The 20059-nt window shown below is 43.0% G+C and carries 23 protein-coding genes; 7 read left to right on the plus strand and 16 right to left on the minus strand.

Annotated elements, in window-relative coordinates:
* Positions 1-44: 44 nt before the first annotated feature.
* From ACFQ3S_RS16400 to pdxA, 11 genes are all read right to left on the minus strand, one after another.
* Positions 45-1583 carry a M28 family peptidase gene (locus tag ACFQ3S_RS16400; RefSeq protein WP_377166434.1) on the minus strand — a complete coding sequence of 513 codons (1539 nt, stop codon included), beginning with the start codon at positions 1581-1583 and terminating at the stop codon, positions 45-47.
* 88 nt (positions 1584-1671) lie between these two features.
* Positions 1672-2106, minus strand: a complete 435-nt coding sequence (gene rpiB, locus ACFQ3S_RS16405) for a ribose 5-phosphate isomerase B (protein WP_377166436.1) — start codon at positions 2104-2106, stop codon at positions 1672-1674.
* 91 nt (positions 2107-2197) lie between these two features.
* Positions 2198-3067: a twin-arginine translocase subunit TatC gene (tatC, locus tag ACFQ3S_RS16410; protein WP_377166438.1), complete on the minus strand. Its 870-nt coding sequence runs from the start codon at positions 3065-3067 to the stop codon at positions 2198-2200.
* 72 nt (positions 3068-3139) lie between these two features.
* Positions 3140-4480 (minus strand): acetyl-CoA carboxylase biotin carboxylase subunit, encoded by a 1341-nt coding sequence (gene accC / locus ACFQ3S_RS16415; protein WP_377166440.1) that lies wholly within the window; start codon positions 4478-4480, stop codon positions 3140-3142.
* A 107-nt stretch (positions 4481-4587) separates the two neighbouring features.
* Complete coding sequence (gene accB, locus ACFQ3S_RS16420; protein WP_377166442.1) at positions 4588-5061, minus strand: acetyl-CoA carboxylase biotin carboxyl carrier protein; 474 nt, start codon at positions 5059-5061, stop codon at positions 4588-4590.
* Between the two features lie 76 nt (positions 5062-5137).
* Positions 5138-6127, minus strand: coding sequence for a beta-ketoacyl-ACP synthase III (locus tag ACFQ3S_RS16425; RefSeq protein ID WP_377166444.1), 990 nt, complete (start codon positions 6125-6127; stop codon positions 5138-5140).
* A 9-nt stretch (positions 6128-6136) separates the two neighbouring features.
* The gene (plsX, locus tag ACFQ3S_RS16430; protein WP_377166446.1) at positions 6137-7075 is read right to left on the minus strand and encodes a phosphate acyltransferase PlsX; all 939 of its coding nucleotides are present in this window, start codon (positions 7073-7075) and stop codon (positions 6137-6139) included.
* Between the two features lie 15 nt (positions 7076-7090).
* A complete protein-coding gene (gene rpmF, locus ACFQ3S_RS16435) occupies positions 7091-7282 on the minus strand; it encodes a 50S ribosomal protein L32 (RefSeq protein ID WP_377166448.1) in 192 nt (63 codons plus the stop codon).
* Between the two features lie 14 nt (positions 7283-7296).
* Complete coding sequence (locus ACFQ3S_RS16440; RefSeq protein ID WP_377166450.1) at positions 7297-7818, minus strand: YceD family protein; 522 nt, start codon at positions 7816-7818, stop codon at positions 7297-7299.
* Positions 7819-7949: 131 nt separating this feature from the next.
* The gene (locus ACFQ3S_RS16445; protein WP_377166452.1) at positions 7950-9131 is read right to left on the minus strand and encodes a DUF5009 domain-containing protein; all 1182 of its coding nucleotides are present in this window, start codon (positions 9129-9131) and stop codon (positions 7950-7952) included.
* Positions 9132-9227: 96 nt separating this feature from the next.
* Entirely contained in the window at positions 9228-10283 is a 1056-nt protein-coding gene (pdxA, locus tag ACFQ3S_RS16450) for a 4-hydroxythreonine-4-phosphate dehydrogenase PdxA (RefSeq protein ID WP_377166454.1), read from the minus strand.
* 230 nt (positions 10284-10513) lie between these two features.
* On the opposite strand from pdxA, the gene rsmA reads away from it, so the two are divergent.
* From rsmA to ACFQ3S_RS16475, 5 genes are all read left to right on the plus strand, one after another.
* Positions 10514-11293 carry a 16S rRNA (adenine(1518)-N(6)/adenine(1519)-N(6))-dimethyltransferase RsmA gene (gene rsmA, locus ACFQ3S_RS16455; protein ID WP_377166456.1) on the plus strand — a complete coding sequence of 260 codons (780 nt, stop codon included), beginning with the start codon at positions 10514-10516 and terminating at the stop codon, positions 11291-11293.
* Positions 11293-12219: a 2-hydroxyacid dehydrogenase gene (locus ACFQ3S_RS16460; protein WP_377166458.1), complete on the plus strand. Its 927-nt coding sequence runs from the start codon at positions 11293-11295 to the stop codon at positions 12217-12219. Before rsmA ends, ACFQ3S_RS16460 begins: the two co-directional genes overlap by 1 nt.
* Before the next feature lie 156 nt (positions 12220-12375).
* Complete coding sequence (locus ACFQ3S_RS16465; RefSeq protein ID WP_377166460.1) at positions 12376-12873, plus strand: hypothetical protein; 498 nt, start codon at positions 12376-12378, stop codon at positions 12871-12873.
* 182 nt (positions 12874-13055) lie between these two features.
* Positions 13056-13529 carry a transcription elongation factor GreA gene (greA, locus tag ACFQ3S_RS16470; protein WP_377166462.1) on the plus strand — a complete coding sequence of 158 codons (474 nt, stop codon included), beginning with the start codon at positions 13056-13058 and terminating at the stop codon, positions 13527-13529.
* Between the two features lie 111 nt (positions 13530-13640).
* On the plus strand, positions 13641-14042 hold the full coding sequence (locus tag ACFQ3S_RS16475; protein ID WP_377166464.1) for an HIT family protein: 402 nt from the start codon (positions 13641-13643) through the stop codon (positions 14040-14042).
* A 124-nt stretch (positions 14043-14166) separates the two neighbouring features.
* Here ACFQ3S_RS16475 and ruvC read toward each other — a convergent pair whose 3' ends face one another.
* The 4 genes from ruvC to ACFQ3S_RS16495 form a co-directional block, all read right to left on the minus strand.
* The gene (gene ruvC, locus ACFQ3S_RS16480; protein WP_377166466.1) at positions 14167-14769 is read right to left on the minus strand and encodes a crossover junction endodeoxyribonuclease RuvC; all 603 of its coding nucleotides are present in this window, start codon (positions 14767-14769) and stop codon (positions 14167-14169) included.
* 36 nt (positions 14770-14805) lie between these two features.
* Positions 14806-15435, minus strand: a complete 630-nt coding sequence (aat, locus tag ACFQ3S_RS16485; protein ID WP_377166468.1) for a leucyl/phenylalanyl-tRNA--protein transferase — start codon at positions 15433-15435, stop codon at positions 14806-14808.
* Positions 15436-15509: 74 nt separating this feature from the next.
* The gene (locus ACFQ3S_RS16490) at positions 15510-16067 is read right to left on the minus strand and encodes a M28 family metallopeptidase (RefSeq protein WP_377166470.1); all 558 of its coding nucleotides are present in this window, start codon (positions 16065-16067) and stop codon (positions 15510-15512) included.
* Positions 16068-16135: 68 nt separating this feature from the next.
* A complete protein-coding gene (locus ACFQ3S_RS16495) occupies positions 16136-16657 on the minus strand; it encodes a hypothetical protein (RefSeq protein WP_377166471.1) in 522 nt (173 codons plus the stop codon).
* Between the two features lie 168 nt (positions 16658-16825).
* Here ACFQ3S_RS16495 and ACFQ3S_RS16500 point away from each other — a divergent pair, with 168 nt between their 5' ends.
* Together ACFQ3S_RS16500 and ACFQ3S_RS16505 are read left to right on the plus strand one after the other, a co-directional pair.
* Positions 16826-18127 (plus strand): DEAD/DEAH box helicase, encoded by a 1302-nt coding sequence (locus tag ACFQ3S_RS16500; protein WP_377166473.1) that lies wholly within the window; start codon positions 16826-16828, stop codon positions 18125-18127.
* Positions 18128-18139: 12 nt separating this feature from the next.
* Positions 18140-18388, plus strand: a complete 249-nt coding sequence (locus ACFQ3S_RS16505) for a DUF1456 family protein (RefSeq protein WP_377166475.1) — start codon at positions 18140-18142, stop codon at positions 18386-18388.
* A 148-nt stretch (positions 18389-18536) separates the two neighbouring features.
* On the opposite strand, the gene ACFQ3S_RS16510 is transcribed toward ACFQ3S_RS16505, so the two are convergent.
* Positions 18537-20015 carry a tetratricopeptide repeat protein gene (locus ACFQ3S_RS16510; protein ID WP_377166477.1) on the minus strand — a complete coding sequence of 493 codons (1479 nt, stop codon included), beginning with the start codon at positions 20013-20015 and terminating at the stop codon, positions 18537-18539.
* Between the last annotated feature and the right edge of the window lie 44 nt (positions 20016-20059).

The following is a 20059-nucleotide window of genomic DNA, read 5'->3' on the forward strand; positions in this document are numbered from 1 at the left end:
GCCCTCCTACTCACTCATTCACAATTCGCTCATTCACTAATTACCTATCTTGTGGTAGGCATGTTATTTTTAACGTCAACTACCGGGCGTTCATCGCGGTTGGCTAATTCCCAGCCGGTGTAAAATACCAGTTGGGTACGTTTAACCATCAGCGGAAAATCAATTTTATCCACCTCATCACTTACCTTGTGATAATCGACGTGAACACCGTCAAAGTAAAACACAATTGGCACACCGTGTTTGGCAAAGTTGTAATGATCAGAACGATAGTAAATTTGCTCAGGATCATTAGGATCATTGTACTTGTAATCAACCACCAGGTTGGTATAAGTGCTGTTAGCGCTTTCGCTGATCTTGTGTAGCGTAGTACTCAATTTATCCGAACCTATCAGGTAGCAATAATCAGGCGTTTTATCATGCGATGGGTCGCGACGGCCAATCATATCGATATTTAAATCGGCAACGGTTTTTTCTAAAGGAAATACCGGATGTTCAGAATAGTATTCCGAACCTAATAAACCTTTTTCTTCGCCAACATTACCTAAAAACAAGATAGTACGGCGCGGACCTTTACCATCCTTTTTAGCTTTCATAAAAGCAGTAGCAATTTCCAATATCCCGGTAGTACCAGATCCATCATCATCGGCACCGTTGTTAATACGATCGCCGGCAGTACCTGCAGGCTCCATACCAATATGATCATAGTGTGCCGAAAACACCAACACTTCATCTTTCAACTTAGCATCCGATCCTGGTATCATAGCAACAACATCTACCGCTTTAGCGTCTTTAATAATAGTTTCATAATCAGCAGCTACATCAACTTTAGCAGTAACAGCAGTTGCGGTTTGTGCGGCAGCTTCTTTTAACTGGCTGTAAGTTTTACCGCTGGTTTTTAGCAGTTGATCGGCTAATTCGGGCGTAATAGTAACACTTAAACCACGGTTTACTACAGGGCGTGGCGTGGCGGGCTTCAGGGCAATATTCTCACTGCTGGCAGCACCCGGTCTAACGCGGCCCACTGATACCAATAGGGCAGGATTTTTTTGACGAATGGCACTTACTACAGCCATCATGGCCCGGCGTGCTTCGCGTGGATTAGTAGTACCGCCAGCTTTAGGTTCGCCAATAAGTATGGCTACTTTACCGGTAAGGTCAACGTCTTTTAATTCCGCTTCGGAGCCATAACCCACAAAAACCACTTCCGATGCTTTTACCATTTGCGTGCCTGAAGCACTGGCTGCGCCAAAGTCTTTTCCGTAGGTAAGTGCGGTGCCATTCACCGATAAAGATTTTAAGGTGAAAACAGTACTGGTTAAAGGAACATCTAAAAAATACGAACCTTTGTTTGCAGGCAGCAAGCCCAGCTTTTTGTATTCGCCAGCCAAATAGTTAGCGGCTTTTTCGGCACCGGGTTTACCGGTTTCGCGGCCTTCCATATCATCGGCGGCAATAATAGTTAAATGCTTTTTAGCATTTTCAACAGTTATATACTTGGCGTATTTAACAGCCGTAGCATTTTGTTGGGCACATGCCCCAAGTGCGGCCATAAAGGCTACACTACATAAAAAGGTTTTTTTCATTTGTTTGCTTAGCAATAATTAGCAATGTGCAATATAAGTAAAAACTTACCTACCTGCTAAGCAACAAATATGTGACTTTAACTATTTATTAGCAAGACATTTTACCAACCCGTGTAGCGTGGCGCCCACCTTCAAATTCGGTTGTTAAAAATTGTTCAACAATGGCTTTGGCATCATTTAAAGAAATAAAACGCTCGGGGATACATACAATATTGGCGTTGTTGTGCTTACGAGCTAAAGCGGCCAGTTCAGGTAACCAGCAAATAGCTGCACGTATGCCCTGGTGTTTGTTAGCAGTAATAGCTACGCCGTTGGCGCTACCACAAACTAAAATTCCAAAATCAAACTCGCCGCTTTCTACTGCATTGGCAACCGGGTGTGCAAAATCGGGGTAATCGGTAGAGGTAGTATCATGTGTACCGAAATCTGTAACATTAACTTGTGGTAGCCAATGTAAAAGGGCTTGTTTATAGGCAAACCCGGCATGGTCCGAGCCTATGGCTATTTTAAGTGCTGTATTCATTTTGTGTTGATGATGGTTAATGGTTCATGGCTAATTGTTCATTGTTAATGAGGCAACTTTTAACCTTTTACTATCAACCTTTTTCACCTTATCATTCTGCTTTCATTACCTCGTTATGCTTTTTCAGCTTACGCTTTTCAACCGATCCGGCTACTACAATGCCAACTTCATACAAAACAAATAAAGGCAAACTCACAATACCCATGGTCATCATATCGGGCGTTGGGGTTATAATTGCAGCAATTACCAGTATGGCTACAATTGCATAACGCCTGCCCGAACGCATGAACTGAGGCGTTAATATGCCCAAGGTTGAAAGAATATATACCAGTATAGGCAGTTGAAAAACTATTCCTGATGCCAGCGTAAGTGTGGCTACCGATGATAAGTAGGAATCGATGGTAAAGTTGTTCTCTATTATTGCACTTACTTTATAGCCTGCTAAAAAGCTTATAGACTCGGGGGCTATAACGAAATACCCAAAAAGTATGCCGAGTATAAATAAGAACGAAGCGTAAAAAACGAAGCCCGAAGCTGCCTTACGTTCCTTATCATGCAGGGCTGGTTTAATAAAACGCCATATTTCCCAAAGCAGGTAAGGAAATCCAAAAACAATCCCCACAATTAAACAGGAGTTAATTTGCAGCGTGAACTGCCCGCCCATTTCGGTATTAATGATCTTGCCTGGTATGGAAGTGATACAAAAACCAGGTTTATTCAGGTAATCACCCAGTTTACAGAGCATACGATAGGTCCAGAAATCGCCCCGCATAGGCCCCATAATCACCTTATCGAAAACGAAATCGTAATAATAAAATGCAAGGCATACAAAAACTAATATAGCTATACAAGACCTTATTAAATGCCATCGGAGAATTTCGATGTGGTCAAAAAACGACATCTCCACTTCAAGATCTTTACTTTTATCCTTTATTGCTTTTATTATTTTATTATCGCTCATGTATTGAAAACAAAAATACCATTCTGTATCATATACGAATGGTATTATAGTTTAATTTTTATTTCATGAAATTTATTCTGCAATTACAAAGCTTTCCATAAACTTGGTGGTAAAATTACCAGCTCTGAAGTTCGGGTCGCGCATTAATTGCAAATGGAACGGTATGGTAGTTTTAATTCCCTCTATTACAAATTCGCTCAAGGCTCGCTCCATCGTGTTTAATGCCTCTTCGCGGGTTTGAGCCACGCAAATAAGTTTGGCTATCATCGAATCGTAGTTGGGCGGAATTACATAGCCACTATACACATGGGTATCAACACGTACACCATGCCCACCCGGTGAATGAAAATTGGTGATTTTACCCGGTGAAGGGCGAAAATTATTAAGCGGGTCTTCGGCGTTAATACGGCACTCTATGGCATGCATAGTAGGCTCGTAGTTTTTACCCGATATGGGTGTACCTGCCGCAACCTTAATTTGTTCTTTAATTAAATCTACATTAATCACCTCTTCGGTAACCGGATGCTCTACCTGTATACGGGTGTTCATTTCCATAAAGTAGAAGTTGCGATGCTTATCTACCAAAAATTCAATGGTCCCTGCACCTTCATATCTAACGGCTTTGGCTCCTTTAATGGCAGCGTCACCCATTTTTTTACGCAGTTTTTCAGTCATGAAAGGTGAAGGCGATTCTTCAACCAGTTTTTGGTGACGGCGCTGAATAGAGCAGTCCCTTTCAGATAAATGGCAAACCTTACCATACTGATCGCCCACTACCTGTATTTCGATATGACGTGGATCTTCTACATATTTTTCGAGGTACAAGCCATCGTTACCAAAGGCTGCTCCTGATTCGGCACGGGCCGAATCCCAAGCCGGTTCAAACTCCAAATCGTTCCATACCACGCGCATACCACGGCCACCACCACCGGCAGTTGCTTTTAATATAACGGGGTAACCTACTTTATTGGCTACCTGTATGCCTTGTTTAACATCGGTCAGCAAACCATCCGAACCCGGAATAGTAGGTACACCTGCTTTTTTCATGGTTTCCTTGGCCGATGCTTTATCGCCCATACTATTAATCTGATCGGCAGTGGCTCCTATAAATTTGATACCGTACTCGGCACAAATGGCTGAAAACTTGGCATTTTCAGACAGGAAACCATAACCGGGATGTATGGCATCGGCATTGGTTAACTCCGCCGCCGATATGATGTTGGGAATATTTAAGTAAGAATCGCGGCTGGCGGGAGGGCCTATACATACGGCCTCGTCGGCAAAACGCACGTGCAGACTATCACGATCGGCCGTTGAATATACGGCTACCGTTTTTATGCCCATTTCCTTACAAGTACGGATAATGCGCAGGGCAATTTCGCCACGGTTAGCTATTAATATTTTTTTAAACATGTTGGGTTTGGTTATTGAGTTATTATGTTATTGAGTTACCGGCTGCTTGCAGTAAGCGTAATAGCGTACTTAACAACCCAATAACTAATTACCTAATAACTACAAAACTACATTGGTTCAACTAAAAACAAGGGCTGGTCGTACTCAACCGGCGATGAGTTATCAACCAGTACTTTAACGATACGGCCCGATACTTCAGATTCGATCTCATTAAAAAGTTTCATGGCCTCTATAATGCAAAGTACGCTGCCCGCTTGAATTTCGTCGCCTACATTTACAAAGTTTGGCTTATCGGGAGATGCTGAACGATAAAAAGTACCTATCATAGGCGATTTAATAGTTACGTACTTTGATACGTCGGCAGCGGCCGGGCCTTCAGTTTGCGCCGGTGTATGCGCATGGGCTACAGGCGTTGCGGGCTGCTGAATACCTGGTGCAGCGGCCGGTATAGTAGCGTTAACTATTGTTGGAGCCTGATTAGTCTTTATCGTAATCTTAAAATCGGTCTGCTCGATAGATACCTCGTTTACGCCTGATTTTGACACGAAGCGGATCAGATCTTGTATTTGTTTAATATCCATATTAGGTGCAATTGGTTTTGGATAATAGTTTAAAAACCTAAGTTATAACAAATTAAATAAAAATTGTTGCCAATAATTAGTAAGCCCATTTTAAATACAGCGAACCCCATGTAAAACCTCCGCCAAAAGCGGCCAGTACAATGTTATCCCCTTTTTTAAATTTGCTTTCCCATTCCCACAGGCAAAGTGGTATGGTTCCGTTAGTAGTGTTACCGTAACGCTCAATATTAATAACCACTTTATCCTCACTAATGCCCATACGGCTGGCAGTGGCATCAATAATGCGCTTATTGGCCTGGTGCGGTACCAGCCAGGCAATATCATCGGGTGTTAGGCTGTTGCGCTCCATAATTTCGGCAGCCACATCGGCCATATTGGTTACAGCAAACTTAAACACGGTTTTACCTTCCTGGTAAGCATAATGCTCCCGGTTAGTTACGGTTTCGTGCGATGCAGGCTTTAAGGAACCACCGGCTTTCATGTGTAAAAACTCACGACCAGAACCATCGCTTTTCAGCACAGAATCAATGATACCGTAACCTTCGGTATTAGGTTCCAGCAGGGCGCATCCACAACCATCACCAAATATAATACAGGTAGCACGGTCATGGTAATTTACAATTGATGACATTTTATCGCCGCCCACCACTAATACTTTAGTGTGCCTGCCACTTTCTATAAATGCGGCGCCGGTAGCTAAACCAAACACAAAACCCGAGCAGGCAGCCTGCAAATCGTATCCCCAGGCATTTATTGCGCCAATTTTATCGGCCAGAATGTTGGCCGTTGCCGGGAAGATCATATCGGGTGTGGTGGTACAAAAAATGATCAGGTCAATTTCTCCGGCACTGATGCCACGCTTTTTAAGCAGGCCTTCAACTGCCGGTACGGCCAGGTCGGATGTGGCTAAACCTTCGCCTTTTAAAATACGGCGCTCTTTAATACCTGTACGGCTGGTTATCCACTCGTCGTTAGTGTCAACAAGCACTTCCAGTTCGTGGTTAGTGAGCACATAGTCGGGTGCATAGCCATTTACAGCGGTAATTGCAGCCTGTATTTTATGCATATATATAATTTAAACGAAAGCCTGTTTAATTTTTTCAACCAGGTTACTCTCTGCCATGTTGCGCGATAAAAGTACCATGTTTTTAATAGCTTCGGGGCTGGAGATACCATGCCCTACTACTACCGGGGCGTTTATACCCAATATAGTACTGCCGCCGTATTGCTCGTAGTTAAAGCGGTTGAAAAACTCATCGTTAAAGCCTTTCTTTCGCGTTATTACGTAGTACGATTCGGCCATTTTTACAATTACATTACCGGTAAAACCATCGCACACAAAAACATCTGCGGCATCACCAAACAGGTCTCTCCCCTCTACATTACCCACAAAATTATATTGCGATGAATCTTTCATGAGCGGATAGGCCGCCAGGCTAAGCATGTTACCCTTTTCTTCTTCTTCACCAATGTTCATGAGCGCCACCTTGGGGTTGCTTATACCGTAAACGGCTTGCGCAAACATACTCCCAAGTAAACCAAATTGCAATAGCATGTCGGGCTTACAATCGGCATTTGCTCCTACATCTAACAAAATACCCAAACCGCCTTTAAGTTTGGGTACAATAGCTGTTAAAGCCGGGCGCAATACACCGGGTATAGTTTTTACACTAAACATGGCACCCACCAGCATAGCACCGGTATTACCTGCCGATGTAAAAGCCTGAATGTGACCTTCTTTCAGCTGCTTATAACCTACAGCTATGCTCGATTCGGGCTTTTGTGCAATAGCTTTAGTGGGGTGCTCGCCCATTCCTATCACTTCGGTTGTGTGTATAAACTCAAAATGATCGGGGTTGAAATCGTTTTCCTGAAGAATACTTGCAGCTACATCTTTGTTGCCTATCAGTACCAGCTTTTGCCCGCCGGGCAGCACTTTATAAGCCTCGATAGCTCCTAAAACAGCGGCTTTCGGAGCATAATCGCCACCCATAATATCTAAGCCTATCTTCATTGCCGAAAATATGGCTTAAACTGTGGCTGCTTTTTCAATAAGTACCTTACCGTTATAGTAAAGGTTACCATCAACAGAGTAAGCGCGGTGTGGTAAATGCACAGCGCCTGTAGTAGCACAGGTGGTTAAAGTAGGCGCTACAGCTTTATAATGCGTTCTGCGTTTATCTCTTCTCGATTTGGAAATTTTACGTTTTGGATGTGCCATAACTTAATATAATATCATTTTAATTTTTTAAGCGCGTCCCAGCGTGGGTCGGCACTTTTTTCTTGTTCATCACCGCCCGATAGTTTATTTAAACGATCAAGCATATCTTTATCACAATCACGGTTGTTACCTTCGTTATTGCACGACGCAACAAAAGGTACAGCAACATTTATGTATTCGTAAACTAACCTGGCAATACTAATCTCTGTATCGTTCTTGCTCAGGGTAATTATCTCGTCATCTCCACCAATCTCTTCTTCACTAAACTTAAAGATCTGCTGTTCGTGAATATCAAGCGGCTGCATGTATTCAGACAAACAACGATCACAAGTTAATTCCACCTTTCCGTAAATGTGAAAATTGAGGATGATCATGGTTTCCTGCTTATCCAACACAATGTTGCATTGCAGGTCACCTTTTTTCACCAGCGAATAATCAAACTCTTTAAAAAATTCGCTGCCTATCACATACTCAAAATCATGCCGACCTAACTTGAGGCCGGTATAGGGTATAGAATATGTTTTTAACGATTTCAATGAGCGATAATTAGCCCGCAAATGTAGATAAAATTTATGTAATGAGAAAACGTTTTTTGAAATTTGGATAACACCTTTGTTATAACCATTTTTGTTGTGTTTGAAGTGTTATTATCACACCAATAAAGTAACTATATCTTCAACCTCACATTAATCTTTTCAAGCAACCCTGCTACCTGAATCATGACAAAGGAAAATACCAGGCATTTAATTAAGCCGCCGGTGCCTTCGCTCAAATATTCGGGGTAGCCTACATCCAGCATGCCGTAAATAGGATAAAATATAAAGGGAATTAAATAACAGGTAAACGTGTTGGTGCCTGCCGGTTTTATAAAGCTAAACCACTGATATTTATCTTTAACATCTACTATAAACAAAAACACCATATAAGCAACCAGGCTTATAGATGTACAGATCAACACCCACGACGGCGTATCGTGCGCCTTAGAAATACCACCGCTCACATAACGCACTATAAAGCCGAGGTTAGCCAAAATTACGGCCAGCAAAATAATACCGGGCCACAGCAGGTTCATCTCCTTATTTTGCATTAAACGCATATACATTACCGATACCACAATACCGGCCATAGTAAAGGCCTGCATGGCACCGTTGCCGGCCAACCATATATAACTTTTCCACTGCATTATAAAATCGAGCCAGCCAAAATGGAAATCGAGATTAATGAGCATAAAAACGATCCATACTGCGGCTTGTATCCATAATACACCTTTAGCGTAATGGTAAATGAGCGCGCACATCATGTACGACCAGCCAATTAGCCCTAATATGCCCCACCAGCTAAAGTGCAGCCAGGCAGAATGATTAGGGTCGTTGCTTTTGTACAAAAAAGACATGCCTATTAACAGCACCAGTCCAAAGCCCCGCAACAGGTTTCGCTTTAAGTTGGATGTGCCTTTATAATCTAAAAAAATAAAGAAGAAACTGAACGTAAGCAGACTTTCCCACACAGGTTTGGGCAACAGCGTGTTGGCATCGTCATAGGTTTCCATATTGGCATGAAAAAAGCCAATGAGAATGAGTGCCAGCGAACGGGTAATAATTCGGTAAGGCACATGGCTGCCTTTGATTTGCCGGTTTTGAAAAGCGAATGGAATGGACAGGCCTACAATAAATAAAAAGCCGGGGAATATTACATCGGCCAAACCTAAGCCATCAGTATTTTCGCCGGCATGTTTAAGCCACAGCGGCACATTGGGTACCCCTTCCAGATCGTTTACAAAGATCATGAGGAACATGGTAACCGCACGGAAAGCGTCGATTGACCGCACCCGAGTGTATTGGTTATTCATTATGTGGTAGACGAACTTAATTTACAACTGTTACCTCATATTAACGGCTGTAATATTGAAACATTGCCATCTGTTTGTAACAGATGTATGATGATATTAATCCCTGTCGCGGCTTAGCTTGCTAAATTGTAGCGGGTTTTCGTTAAGCAAAGCTGTTTCGCGGCGGTGTTTAACAATGTGTATAGCTTCAAAAATCGCCTCGCGAAACGACACTTCGGATGCTTTATTTTTACCGGCAATATCATAAGCGGTACCATGATCGGGCGAGGTGCGCACAAAGCTCAAACCTGCCGTGTAGTTAACCCCCGATTCAAAAGAGATTTGTTTAAACGGAATCAAGCCCTGATCGTGGTACATGGCCAGCACGGCATCAAACTGCATATAGCTGCCGTTGGCAAAAAAACCATCGGCCGGGTACGGCCCTAAAGCCAGTATATCATTGGCGCGTGCCTCTTCTATAGCCGGAATAATTATGTCCTTTTCTTCGTTGCCAATTAAGCCATTATCGCCCGCGTGTGGATTTAAGCCCAGTACGGCAATCTTAGGTTTACGGATCCAAAAATCTTTCTTCAGGCTGGTGTTCATCAGCTTTAACTTAGCCAATATTTTTTCAACCGATAATGCCTGGGAGATTTGCGCTACCGGGATATGACCAGTTACAACACCAACTTTAAGGGTTTCGCTCACCAAAAACATCAGTACCTCTCCTGCCCCGTCACGCTGCTGCAAATATTCGGTATGGCCCGGAAAGTTGAAGGTTTCGCTTTGAATATTGTCTTTATTGATAGGCGCGGTTACCAGCGCGTCTATATAGCCGGCAAGCAGGTCGTCGGTGGCGCGTTGCAAAGATATTAAAGCATACTTACCACCGGTTTCGTTTGATACGCCGAGGTCTATTTTCACATCCTCTTCCCAACAGTTGATCATGTTGGCTTTTTTATGATGCGCGTTAGCCGGGCTATCGATCACGTTAAAATTCAGATCATGTACCTGTACGCTACGGCGGTGAAAAGATGCAACCTTAGTATGGCCGTAAACAATAGGGGTACAATAATCATAAATGCGGGCATCGGCCAATGTTTTAATAATTATTTCGAGACCGATGCCATTAACATCGCCTATACTGATCCCTATTTTTAATTTCTCACTCATTATTTCCTGGATTACACAGATTTCTCTGTTGTAGCTTATTATTGATTACACCGATTAATCGTATTAATATAGCGATAAATGCAGTGTATAATCATGTTTTATCATCAGTGTAATCACAACTAAAATCAGTGTAATCACCACCAAAGCAATGCAAAGAAAGGATTTTAAGCAATAATGTTTACCATCCCAGCGCAAATATCACGTAATTTGTAAAAATTCGAGTACATATAATGTCATTAGTCCGAGCAAAAAAACACCTGGGTCAGCACTTTTTAACCGATAAAAACATCGCTTCCAAAATAGTGGATAGCCTGCGCCCTGCTGATAAATACACCCAGGTGCTGGAAGTTGGTCCGGGTATGGGCATCCTGTCCGATTTTTTGCTGCAAAAAACCGAGTACCAAACTTCACTTGTTGATATTGATAATGAGTCGTATATTTTCCTGAAAAAAAAATATCCCCAGTTAAAAGAGCGCTTGATTAACGCCGACTTTTTAGAGATGGATTTCAGCAGTGTATTTACCGGTCCGTTTGCTATTATTGGCAATTTTCCTTACAATATATCGTCGCAAATATTATTTAAAGTGTTAGATAGTCGCCACCAGGTGCCCGAAGTGGTGGGGATGTTTCAAAAGGAAGTAGCCGAACGCTGTGCATCTAAGCCTGGAAGTAAGGAATACGGCATACTCAGCGTATTTTTACAGGCTTACTATAAAGTAGAATATTTGTTTACCGTAAAGGCAGGTGTATTTTACCCTCCACCTAAAGTACTATCGGCAGTCATCAGGCTTACCCGCAACGAGGTCCCTACCTTAAACTGTGACGAAAAACTGTTTTGGCAGGTAGTAAAGGCTGGCTTCAACCAACGTCGTAAAACACTGCGCAATGCGTTATCATCATTAATTAATAAAGAAGCCATGGCCACCGACGCCACGCTCGATTTGCGTGCCGAACGTTTGAGTGTAGCCGATTTTGTTGAACTAACCAACCGCATAACCGCAAACCGATAATGAATAACATCCTCATTGTTGACGACCTGCACCCTATTTTCATAGAACAAACCGAAGTTTTAGGTTATACCTGTGACTACCGCCCGCATATTAAGCTGGATGAAGTGCTACTTATTATAGGCAATTATACAGGTTTGGTAGTACGCTCCAAATTCCAGGTTGATAAAGCTTTTTTTAATGCTGCTGTAAATTTGAAATTTATTGCCCGTGCCGGTGCCGGTATGGATAATATAGATGAAGCTTATGCTAAAGAAAAAGGCATACAATTGGTTAACGCTCCCGAAGGCAATAGCGATGCCGTAGGCGAACATGCCGTGGGCATGCTCCTATCGTTAATGAACAACCTAAACCGTGGTGATGCCGAGATCCGTAATGGCCAGTGGCAGCGTGAGGCCAACCGGGGCTACGAATTAAAAGGCCGTACCATAGGTATTATTGGTTACGGGCACATGGGTCAAAGTTTTGCCAAAAAGCTTAAAGGCTTTGGGGTAGATGTTATTGCCTACGATAAGTATAAAACCGGTTTTAGCGATGGCTTTGCCCGCGAAGTGAGCATGGAAGAAATTGTAAAGCAAAGTGAAGTGCTGAGCTTGCACGTACCCCTTACCTCCGAAACCAAGGGCTTGGTAAACGATGAGTACCTGTTTCATTTTCGCAAGCCGATATTTTTACTCAACACCTCACGGGGCAAAGTGGTGCAAACACAAGCAATACTCAATGCCATTAAACAAGGAAAAATTTTAGGTGCCGGGCTGGATGTACTGGAAGTAGAAAAATTTCCGGCGCTGGGTGAGCAGGCTTGGTTTGATGAACTGAAAAACAGTGGCAAAGTATTATTGAGCCCGCATGTAGCAGGATGGACATTTGAATCGTATAGAAAGATAAGTGAGGTGATGGCCAGCAAGATAAAAATACTATCTTGGTAGGATAAAACCTAACCTTATCAGCATATGAAAGCACACACGAGATCAAAACTGTTTTCTGTTTTATTGTTCGGTGTTTTTGTTATCTGCGCGCTCTATACCAACTGCATAGCCCAAACATCCGACTCGACCTATTACAAGCATAATAAACTTTATTACATGGCAGGATTTGGTATAGGCGGAGGCAACATTGGTGTACATGGATATTTTAATGGCACATTATTAAGAAATGGTTACGAGCTTACCGGCAAATTTAGTGCGCAAGATCATATTATAGATTTTACTACTGATGCTATCGACTTAAATAGTCAGGAATATGCTTTATTAATCGGCAAGAAACTAACCAGGCATCCATTTTCCTATTTTTTAGTATCGGCAGGGTTATCAGCCATAAGATTTGAACACCGTAATGAAGGCATACCAACTCCAAGCAATAAGCCATTTCATTTTTTCAATTATGACTACACTTATGAAAATAGAAGCACTGCCGGAATTCCCATTGAAATAAAATATTTCAATAATTCACTTTCAAGGTTTGTACCTGTAACGGCCGTTTTTGCCGTAAACTTAAATTCTATCAGAACTATATATAGCATTTCGCTTGGCTTGCAATTTGGTAGTACGCGCGAGCGCAGAATCAAAAAAACTAACAATTAAAAATTTGGATATTAAAACTTAAATATCCTATCTTCGTTTTATACACAGACAAGACTATGCAGGCATCACAGTTCTCATAGTCTTGTTTGTTTTTAACAGCTGCCGCGTCCTTCTTTAAGATTAAGAAGGGCGGTTTTTTTTGATAGCTGTTTAATAATTATCTATTTAAAATATTGTGTTTTATGGCAGAGGTTTCATACTATACCAAAGAAGGTTTAGAAAAATTAAAAGAAGAATTACAGTACTTAAAAACAACCGGCAGGTCGATTATATCTAACGCCATTGCCGAAGCACGCGATAAAGGTGATTTATCTGAAAATGCGGAATATGATGCGGCCAAAGAAGCTCAAGGGCACCACGAAGATAAAATAAGAAAGATGGAAGAGGCTTTAGCCAACGGACGCCTGCTTGATGAATCGAAGATTGATACCTCGAAAGTACTGGCACTTTCTAAAGTGACGATCAAAAATTTAAAAAACAACGCTACCATGACTTACCAGTTAGTTTCGGAAAGTGAAGCTGATTTAAAAGGTGGTAAAATATCGGTAGCATCCCCTATAGCCAAAGGTTTGCTGGGCAAAAAAGTAGGCGACAAAACCGAAATTACCGTACCCGCCGGCAAAATTGAATTTGAAATTATGGAGATCAGTAGGTAGTAAATAGTTGATTGGTTAAGTGGTGAATAGTTATCGCTTCCTTTTTAACCAATCAACATTTTAATAACTACTTAACTATTCAACCACTCACTACTTAACCACTCACCAACCATGTCAACCATATTTTCCAAAATCATATCGGGCGAAATACCGGCTTATAAAGTAGCCGAGAGTATTGATTACTTAGCGTTTTTAGATATTAGTCCGCTGGCCGAAGGGCATGTGCTGGTGATACCTAAACTGGAAGTTGATTATATTTTCGATGTGGAAGATGAGTTGTACACCGGCTTAATGCTGTTTGCTAAAATTGTGGCTACGGCTATGAAAACCGTTATACCCTGCCAAAAGGTTGGCGTGGCGGTCATAGGCCTGGAAGTGCCTCACGCACATATTCATCTTATTCCCATGAACTCGGTAAGCGATCTGAATTTTTCGCGTCCTAAACTGAGCTTTACCCCCGAAGAATTGGAAGCGACAGCCGAAAAGATCAAAGAGGCGCTGAGGGAAGAATAACCCCTTTTAAAGTTAATAGTGCAGAATCAGGAATATAGATGGTAGCTGCAAAATTCAAAGTATAGATGCAAACTGCAACATAGTTTCCTATCTTCACGCTGTATTCTTGATTCCTGTCTCTCCCCTACTCTTTCTTCTTTATCTGCAAAGGCGAAGCTACCCTTCTTGTATTTTCCTTCACAAACGATTCCCAGCCGGAGTAGCTGATTTTGCTGGCGCGGCCGGTGGCTATCTTTTGAAAACTATGGCAAACCGCTACCGCCAATCCGTCTGTGGCATCTAAAAATTCCGGTGTTTCTTTAAAACTGAGTAAGCGTTGCAGCATACCGGCAACCTGCTCTTTAGTAGCATTTCCATTGCCTGTAATGGCTTGTTTGATTTTACGGGGCGAATACTCGGTCACCGGAATATTGCGCGAAAGCGCTGCTGCTATGGCTATTCCCTGCGCCCTGCCCAGCTTTAACATCACCTGGATGTTTTTACCATAGAAAGGCGCCTCAATAGCCAAAGCATCGGGATGGTAGTTATCAATTAATCCTACGGTCTTTTCAAAAATACGTTGTAATTTGAGCATGTGCTCATCGGTGGTACCGGGTATTTTGATACTACCCAAGGCTATCAACTCTATTTTAGAGCCGGTTTCTTTAATTAAACCGTAGCCCATTACGGCGGTACCGGGGTCTATACCTAATATTATGCGTTCTTTTTGTGGTTGTATAATGCTCACTTCACAAAGATACGCTTTAAGGATGCACCTATAGAATTAGCTTTGTAATATGTGCAAATAAGCTTTTCGATCAATAAAGCGGGCACCCAGGCTTTCGAGGTGCCCGGTGTGTACCTGGCAGTCAATTAAATCATAAGCTGCGCTTTGGCATAAAGTAATGAGGGCTATTTTAGAAGCATTGCTAACTTTACTAAACATACTTTCGCCACAAAAAACACTGCCTGCATCTACTCCATAAAGCCCGCCAACCAATTCATTATTTTTCCACACCTCGTAGGAGTGTGCATGGCCTAACATATAGAGATTTATATAAGCTTGCTGCATATCGTCGGTTATCCAGGTACCGTCCTGCCCTTCGCGCAGCACCACAGAACAGGCGGCAATTACTTGTTCAAACGCCTGGTTTTGGGTTACGGTAAAACTACCCGACCGTAGCACTTGGCGCATGCTCTTGCTCACATGCAACTCATCAGGGTACAATACAAATCTTTGGTGGGGAGCATACCATAAAATGGGCGTATCATCGCTATACCAGGGAAAAATACCATGCTGATAGGCCAGTAGTAATCGCTCGGCCAATAGGTCGCCGCCTACGGCGAGCAATCCGTCGGGGTCGGCCAGTTCGGGATCAGGGAATACAAGGCGCTCATTTAAGCGGAAGATCATGGGTGCAAATATATCTTCTATTTGCTAATTGCCGTTTCTGTTACGGAGTTTTACTCTGCAACACTAATTAAACTTTATTGCTTTAGCAATTCGGCATTAAAGCCGGTAATTAGTTTAAACAGATCGTTATACTCATTTAGTGGTAACGTTTTGCTAATGTCGAACACATCGTGGTAGGCTTTAATGCCACCCATAGTATAAATAAAAAACGCGGGAACGCCTTTTTCGGTAAACCAGTAATGATCGCTATTGGCGGCCTTGCCACGTGAGTTTACCTTTACTAAATAGTTGCCTTTGGCATTCACCTGCTTTAATAACTCAAACTCCTTGGCGTGCAGGGTAGCATTTACCACCGTAATCCCTTCGTTGCCAGTGCCCGCCAGGTCGGTATTAATCAGAAACCGGATGCTGTTTAACGGCACCAGTAGATGGTCGGTAAAGTATTTGGAACCTAATATACCGGCCTCTTCGCCTGCAAAACATATAAAAGCCATAGTATAAGGCTGCGGATGGGCTGCATAATATTTGGCCAAACCCAGCAGCATACTTATTCCGCTGGCATTATCATTAGCGCCCGGAAAGTAAGTACTGCTTCCCATGCCGCCCAAATGGTCATAATGTGCCGTAAACATCAGGATAGAATCGGGTTTTGATGTGCCTTTTACAATGCCGCAAATGTTAGCAGCTTTAAAGTTGGTAATCAGCTTATTCTCAATATTAAATTGATGATTGCCGGCAGATCTTTAAGCGCTTTTTCATCCACTTCAATGCCCGTATAATCGGCTACTTCCTGCGCTACCGACCAGGTGAGCTTGTTTTTTAGAGTAAGTATAATGCGGTTTTCAGCATTAATGTAAGTCACACTGTCTTTTTTTACAAGTACACTTTTAGCTTTGGTTCCTCGGCTATCGGGCGTAACAATAAAGTCTTTGCCGGGGGTTAAGGCAACGCCATTAAGCACCACTTCCATTTTGCCGGGAAAAGTATTTACAGGGAAGCTGAAGTTTTGTAAATAGTCCTTACCGCTCATGGGCTGCAATCCGTAGCTTTTAAACTCACCGGCAATAAAGCGGCTTGCCTTGCCCATACCGTCGTTGGTATAGCCCCTGCCCCAAAAGTAGGATGAGGTCAAAGTATCAACCAGCCGACGTGCAAAAAGAGCGTCTTGTGCCGATACAAAATTAGCTGTTAAACAAAAAAGTAGGGTAAGCTTAAATTTCATAAATAAGGATAAGGTAAGTACCAAATTAGGATATTAAGAGGAAACCTGCTTCAATAAACTTCATATTTCTTCATAAAACCTCAAATAATTACATTTAATTACACCGCCGATGCCGTCCTAACCACCTCCAATTTAATTACCTTATCTTTGCGATAATCCCATACATCCATGATCAAGCAATCTCTTCAAAACCTCAAAATAACCGCGTTGAACGCCATGCAGGAAGCCGCCCTTGCCGCCGCTAAAAAAAGCGATGTCATTGTGCTTTCGCCAACCGGCTCGGGCAAAACTTTGGGGTTTTTGCTGCCTTTATTAGGTAACCTGCAAAACGATATTGCCACCGTGCAGGCCCTCATCCTGGTACCATCGCGGGAGCTGGCTTTGCAAATTGAGCAGGTGTTTAAAACTATGAGCACCGGCTTCAAGGTAAATTGCTGCTATGGCGGTCATGATGTTAAAACCGAACGCAATAACCTCTCGCACCCACCAGCTGTACTGATAGGTACACCAGGCCGCATTGCCCATCACCTGCGCCGCGAAAGTTTTAGCACCCATACCATTCACACGCTGATACTTGACGAGTTTGACAAGGCGCTGGAGTTTGGCTTTCAGGAGGATATGACGTACATTATTAAGCAGTTACCTGCCATTAAAAAGCGCATGCTTACCTCGGCCACCAAAATGGACGACATACCCTCATTTACCGGCATAACTAAACCCATTACGCTCGATTATTTGACCAATGCGGCAACAACGCCCGACATCAGGCAAATGGCCGTAATTGCCGAAGGCGAAGATAAGCTGGAAGCGGTATTTGCGTTGCTATGCAAAGTAGGCAGCGACTCTACCCTGGTATTTTGTAATCACCGCGATGCCGTTGACCGCATTAGCGATCTGCTTTGGGATATGGGCATTCCGCATGGTATATTTCATGGAGGTATGGAGCAGGACGATAGGGAACGTGCTTTGTTAAAGTTCAGGAACGGAAGCCATAAGATCCTGATCACTACCGACCTGGCATCGCGTGGGTTGGATATACCTGAGATACAAAACATTGTGCATTACCAGTTACCACACAACGAGGAAGCATTTTTACACCGCAACGGCCGCACCGCACGGATGCATGCTAAGGGAACTTCTTACCTCATGATGGCATCTGATGAAAAACCATCGTACCTGAAAGAGATCCCTGAAATGGAAGACCTCTCGGCCGAACCGGTTTTGCCTAAACTATCGCCCTGGGCTACGGTTTACATTGCCGCCGGTAAAAAGGATAAAATAAACAAGGTGGATATTGTAGGGTTGTTATTAAAAAAAGGCGAACTCACCCGCGATGAACTGGGCCTGATTGAGGTGTTAGACAATTCATCGTACGCGGCTGTTAAGCGCGATTTAATTGAACGCACTGTACAATTAGTGCGTGGCGAAAAAATAAAGAACAAGAAAATTAAAATAGAAATATCCCGATAAATACAAAATACCATGAGCAACAACGACATCATGAAGAAGCTGCGGGTAGCTATGAAGTTTACCGACGATGATATTGTAAAGGTTTTAGACCTGGCCAATTTCCGCATCACCAAAACCGAACTCACCGCTATTTTCCGTGCCGACGATCACCCCAACTTTAAGCCCTGCGGCGACCAAATACTGCGTAACTTTTTAAACGGCTTAATTATTTACAAACGTGGCGTAAGGCCTAAGGCGGAGCCGAAGGATCAAGCGGAGTAATCAATCGTATCAAACATATCATTGCGAGCGTAGCGCAGCAACCGCACGCGTTTAAATATGCAAGCGTGCGGTTGCCACGTCGCTATCGCTCCTCGCAATAACATTGTTTTATATCCCCCTCCCTCCCGGGGAGGGCTGGGGAGGGGCTTTACTTCAACCGCTTCAACCCCTCTTTAGCTTTTTGCTCAATACTATTTTCCTGCTGATGGCTTTTAAAACCAATAGCCATGTTGTAATAATTCGTTGCATTTGCAACATCTTTACGCTGCTCGTAAATATTTCCTGCCTTTAAGGCCGACATTGGCGCGAAGTAAAAGCTGGTGCCCTTGCCAATGTTAATAGCTTGCTGGTAACTGTTCAAGGCATTACTATCGCGCTGCAAGGCATCATATACCCGGCCTAAGCGGTAATAATATTCGGCCTTATCATGCACGGTAGGATAGTTTTCGGCACCTTTTTCTTTAAGTAAGGTCAGCGCTTTTTCGTACAAACCGCCATCAAAACAAAGGCGCGCGCGTAGCAGGTTAGGATGGTATGGCGGGTCGGCAAGTTCGGTAAGGGCGCGTTTGTCTTTTTCGTTGTAGGTGTAGCCTTTGGTTTTGGCTAATTGGGCAAAGGCTTCGTAGCGTTTAAGATTTCTATTAAGCAGGGCATTCCAGGCCAGGTGCAGGTAAGTATCCTTAATAAAATTGACGCCTTTGTTAGTTTGCAAGAACTTGTTAAAGTAATTATTAGCCGTTTCATCGAGGATGTTCATTTTGGCCAGGGCGGTCAGGTAATCGAGGTATGGGTAGGATTGATATTCAGGCCCGTCAGCGCGTTTGCCAAAATATTTGATAGCATCGGCACTATGGCCGGTACGCAAGGCTACATAGCCTTGTATGTAGCTTTTGAGCAGACTGGCATTATCCATACGGCTGGTGTACTGCAACATTTTGGTGTAAGCCTGCACATCGTTCACTACATCGGTTTGCAGGTAAGTGGTATAAAACACGGCCTCATCGTAAAACATAGCATAGTTAGACTGCGGCAAATGCGCCGTTACGTTTTGCAATAAGTTTATACCGTTGCTGATGTTTCCTTTAATCCCAAAAACGTTGAGCACACTTTTCAGGGTACCATCGGGCAAGGCTCCCAATGCCACATTAATCACGCCTAACGGAATATCATCGGGCAAAAACGTGGAGAACTTTTTGTTGTTTTCGTTCAATAAACGGTACGCTTTATTAATGGCAAAGCCGGCCGTGGTATTATCGTTAAAGCGACTGTTGAGCAAAGCCCATTGCAGGTGTACCTGGGCCAGTGCAAAATTACGCCACGGCGATGCCTCGTCCTCATCATCCAGCTTATCTAACCGGGCCGATTTGTTGCCTTTCAGCCGGTCATAATCGGCCTTGCTTTCGGTGCTCAGCATCCAAAAGTAATCGTAATAATTATCGAGCAGCAGGGTAAAGCTATTTTGCGGGTGCGCAGCTTTCTCACCATCTATCAGTTCGCGGGCGGCTTTAAGCTTAAAGCTCAATATATTTTTATAAGCCTGGGTACAGTTGGCGTTTATATCAAAATTAGCCCGGGCAACCGTGCCGGTTAATATAAAAAGAACGAGAAACGAAAAATATTTAGCCATCACAAAAAAGGCGCCTTTTTGAGGCGCCTGATATCTATTTATTT

This window comes from Mucilaginibacter terrae (genome assembly GCF_042679325.1).
In the GTDB taxonomy this organism is placed as follows: Bacteria; Bacteroidota; Bacteroidia; order Sphingobacteriales; family Sphingobacteriaceae; genus Mucilaginibacter; species Mucilaginibacter terrae.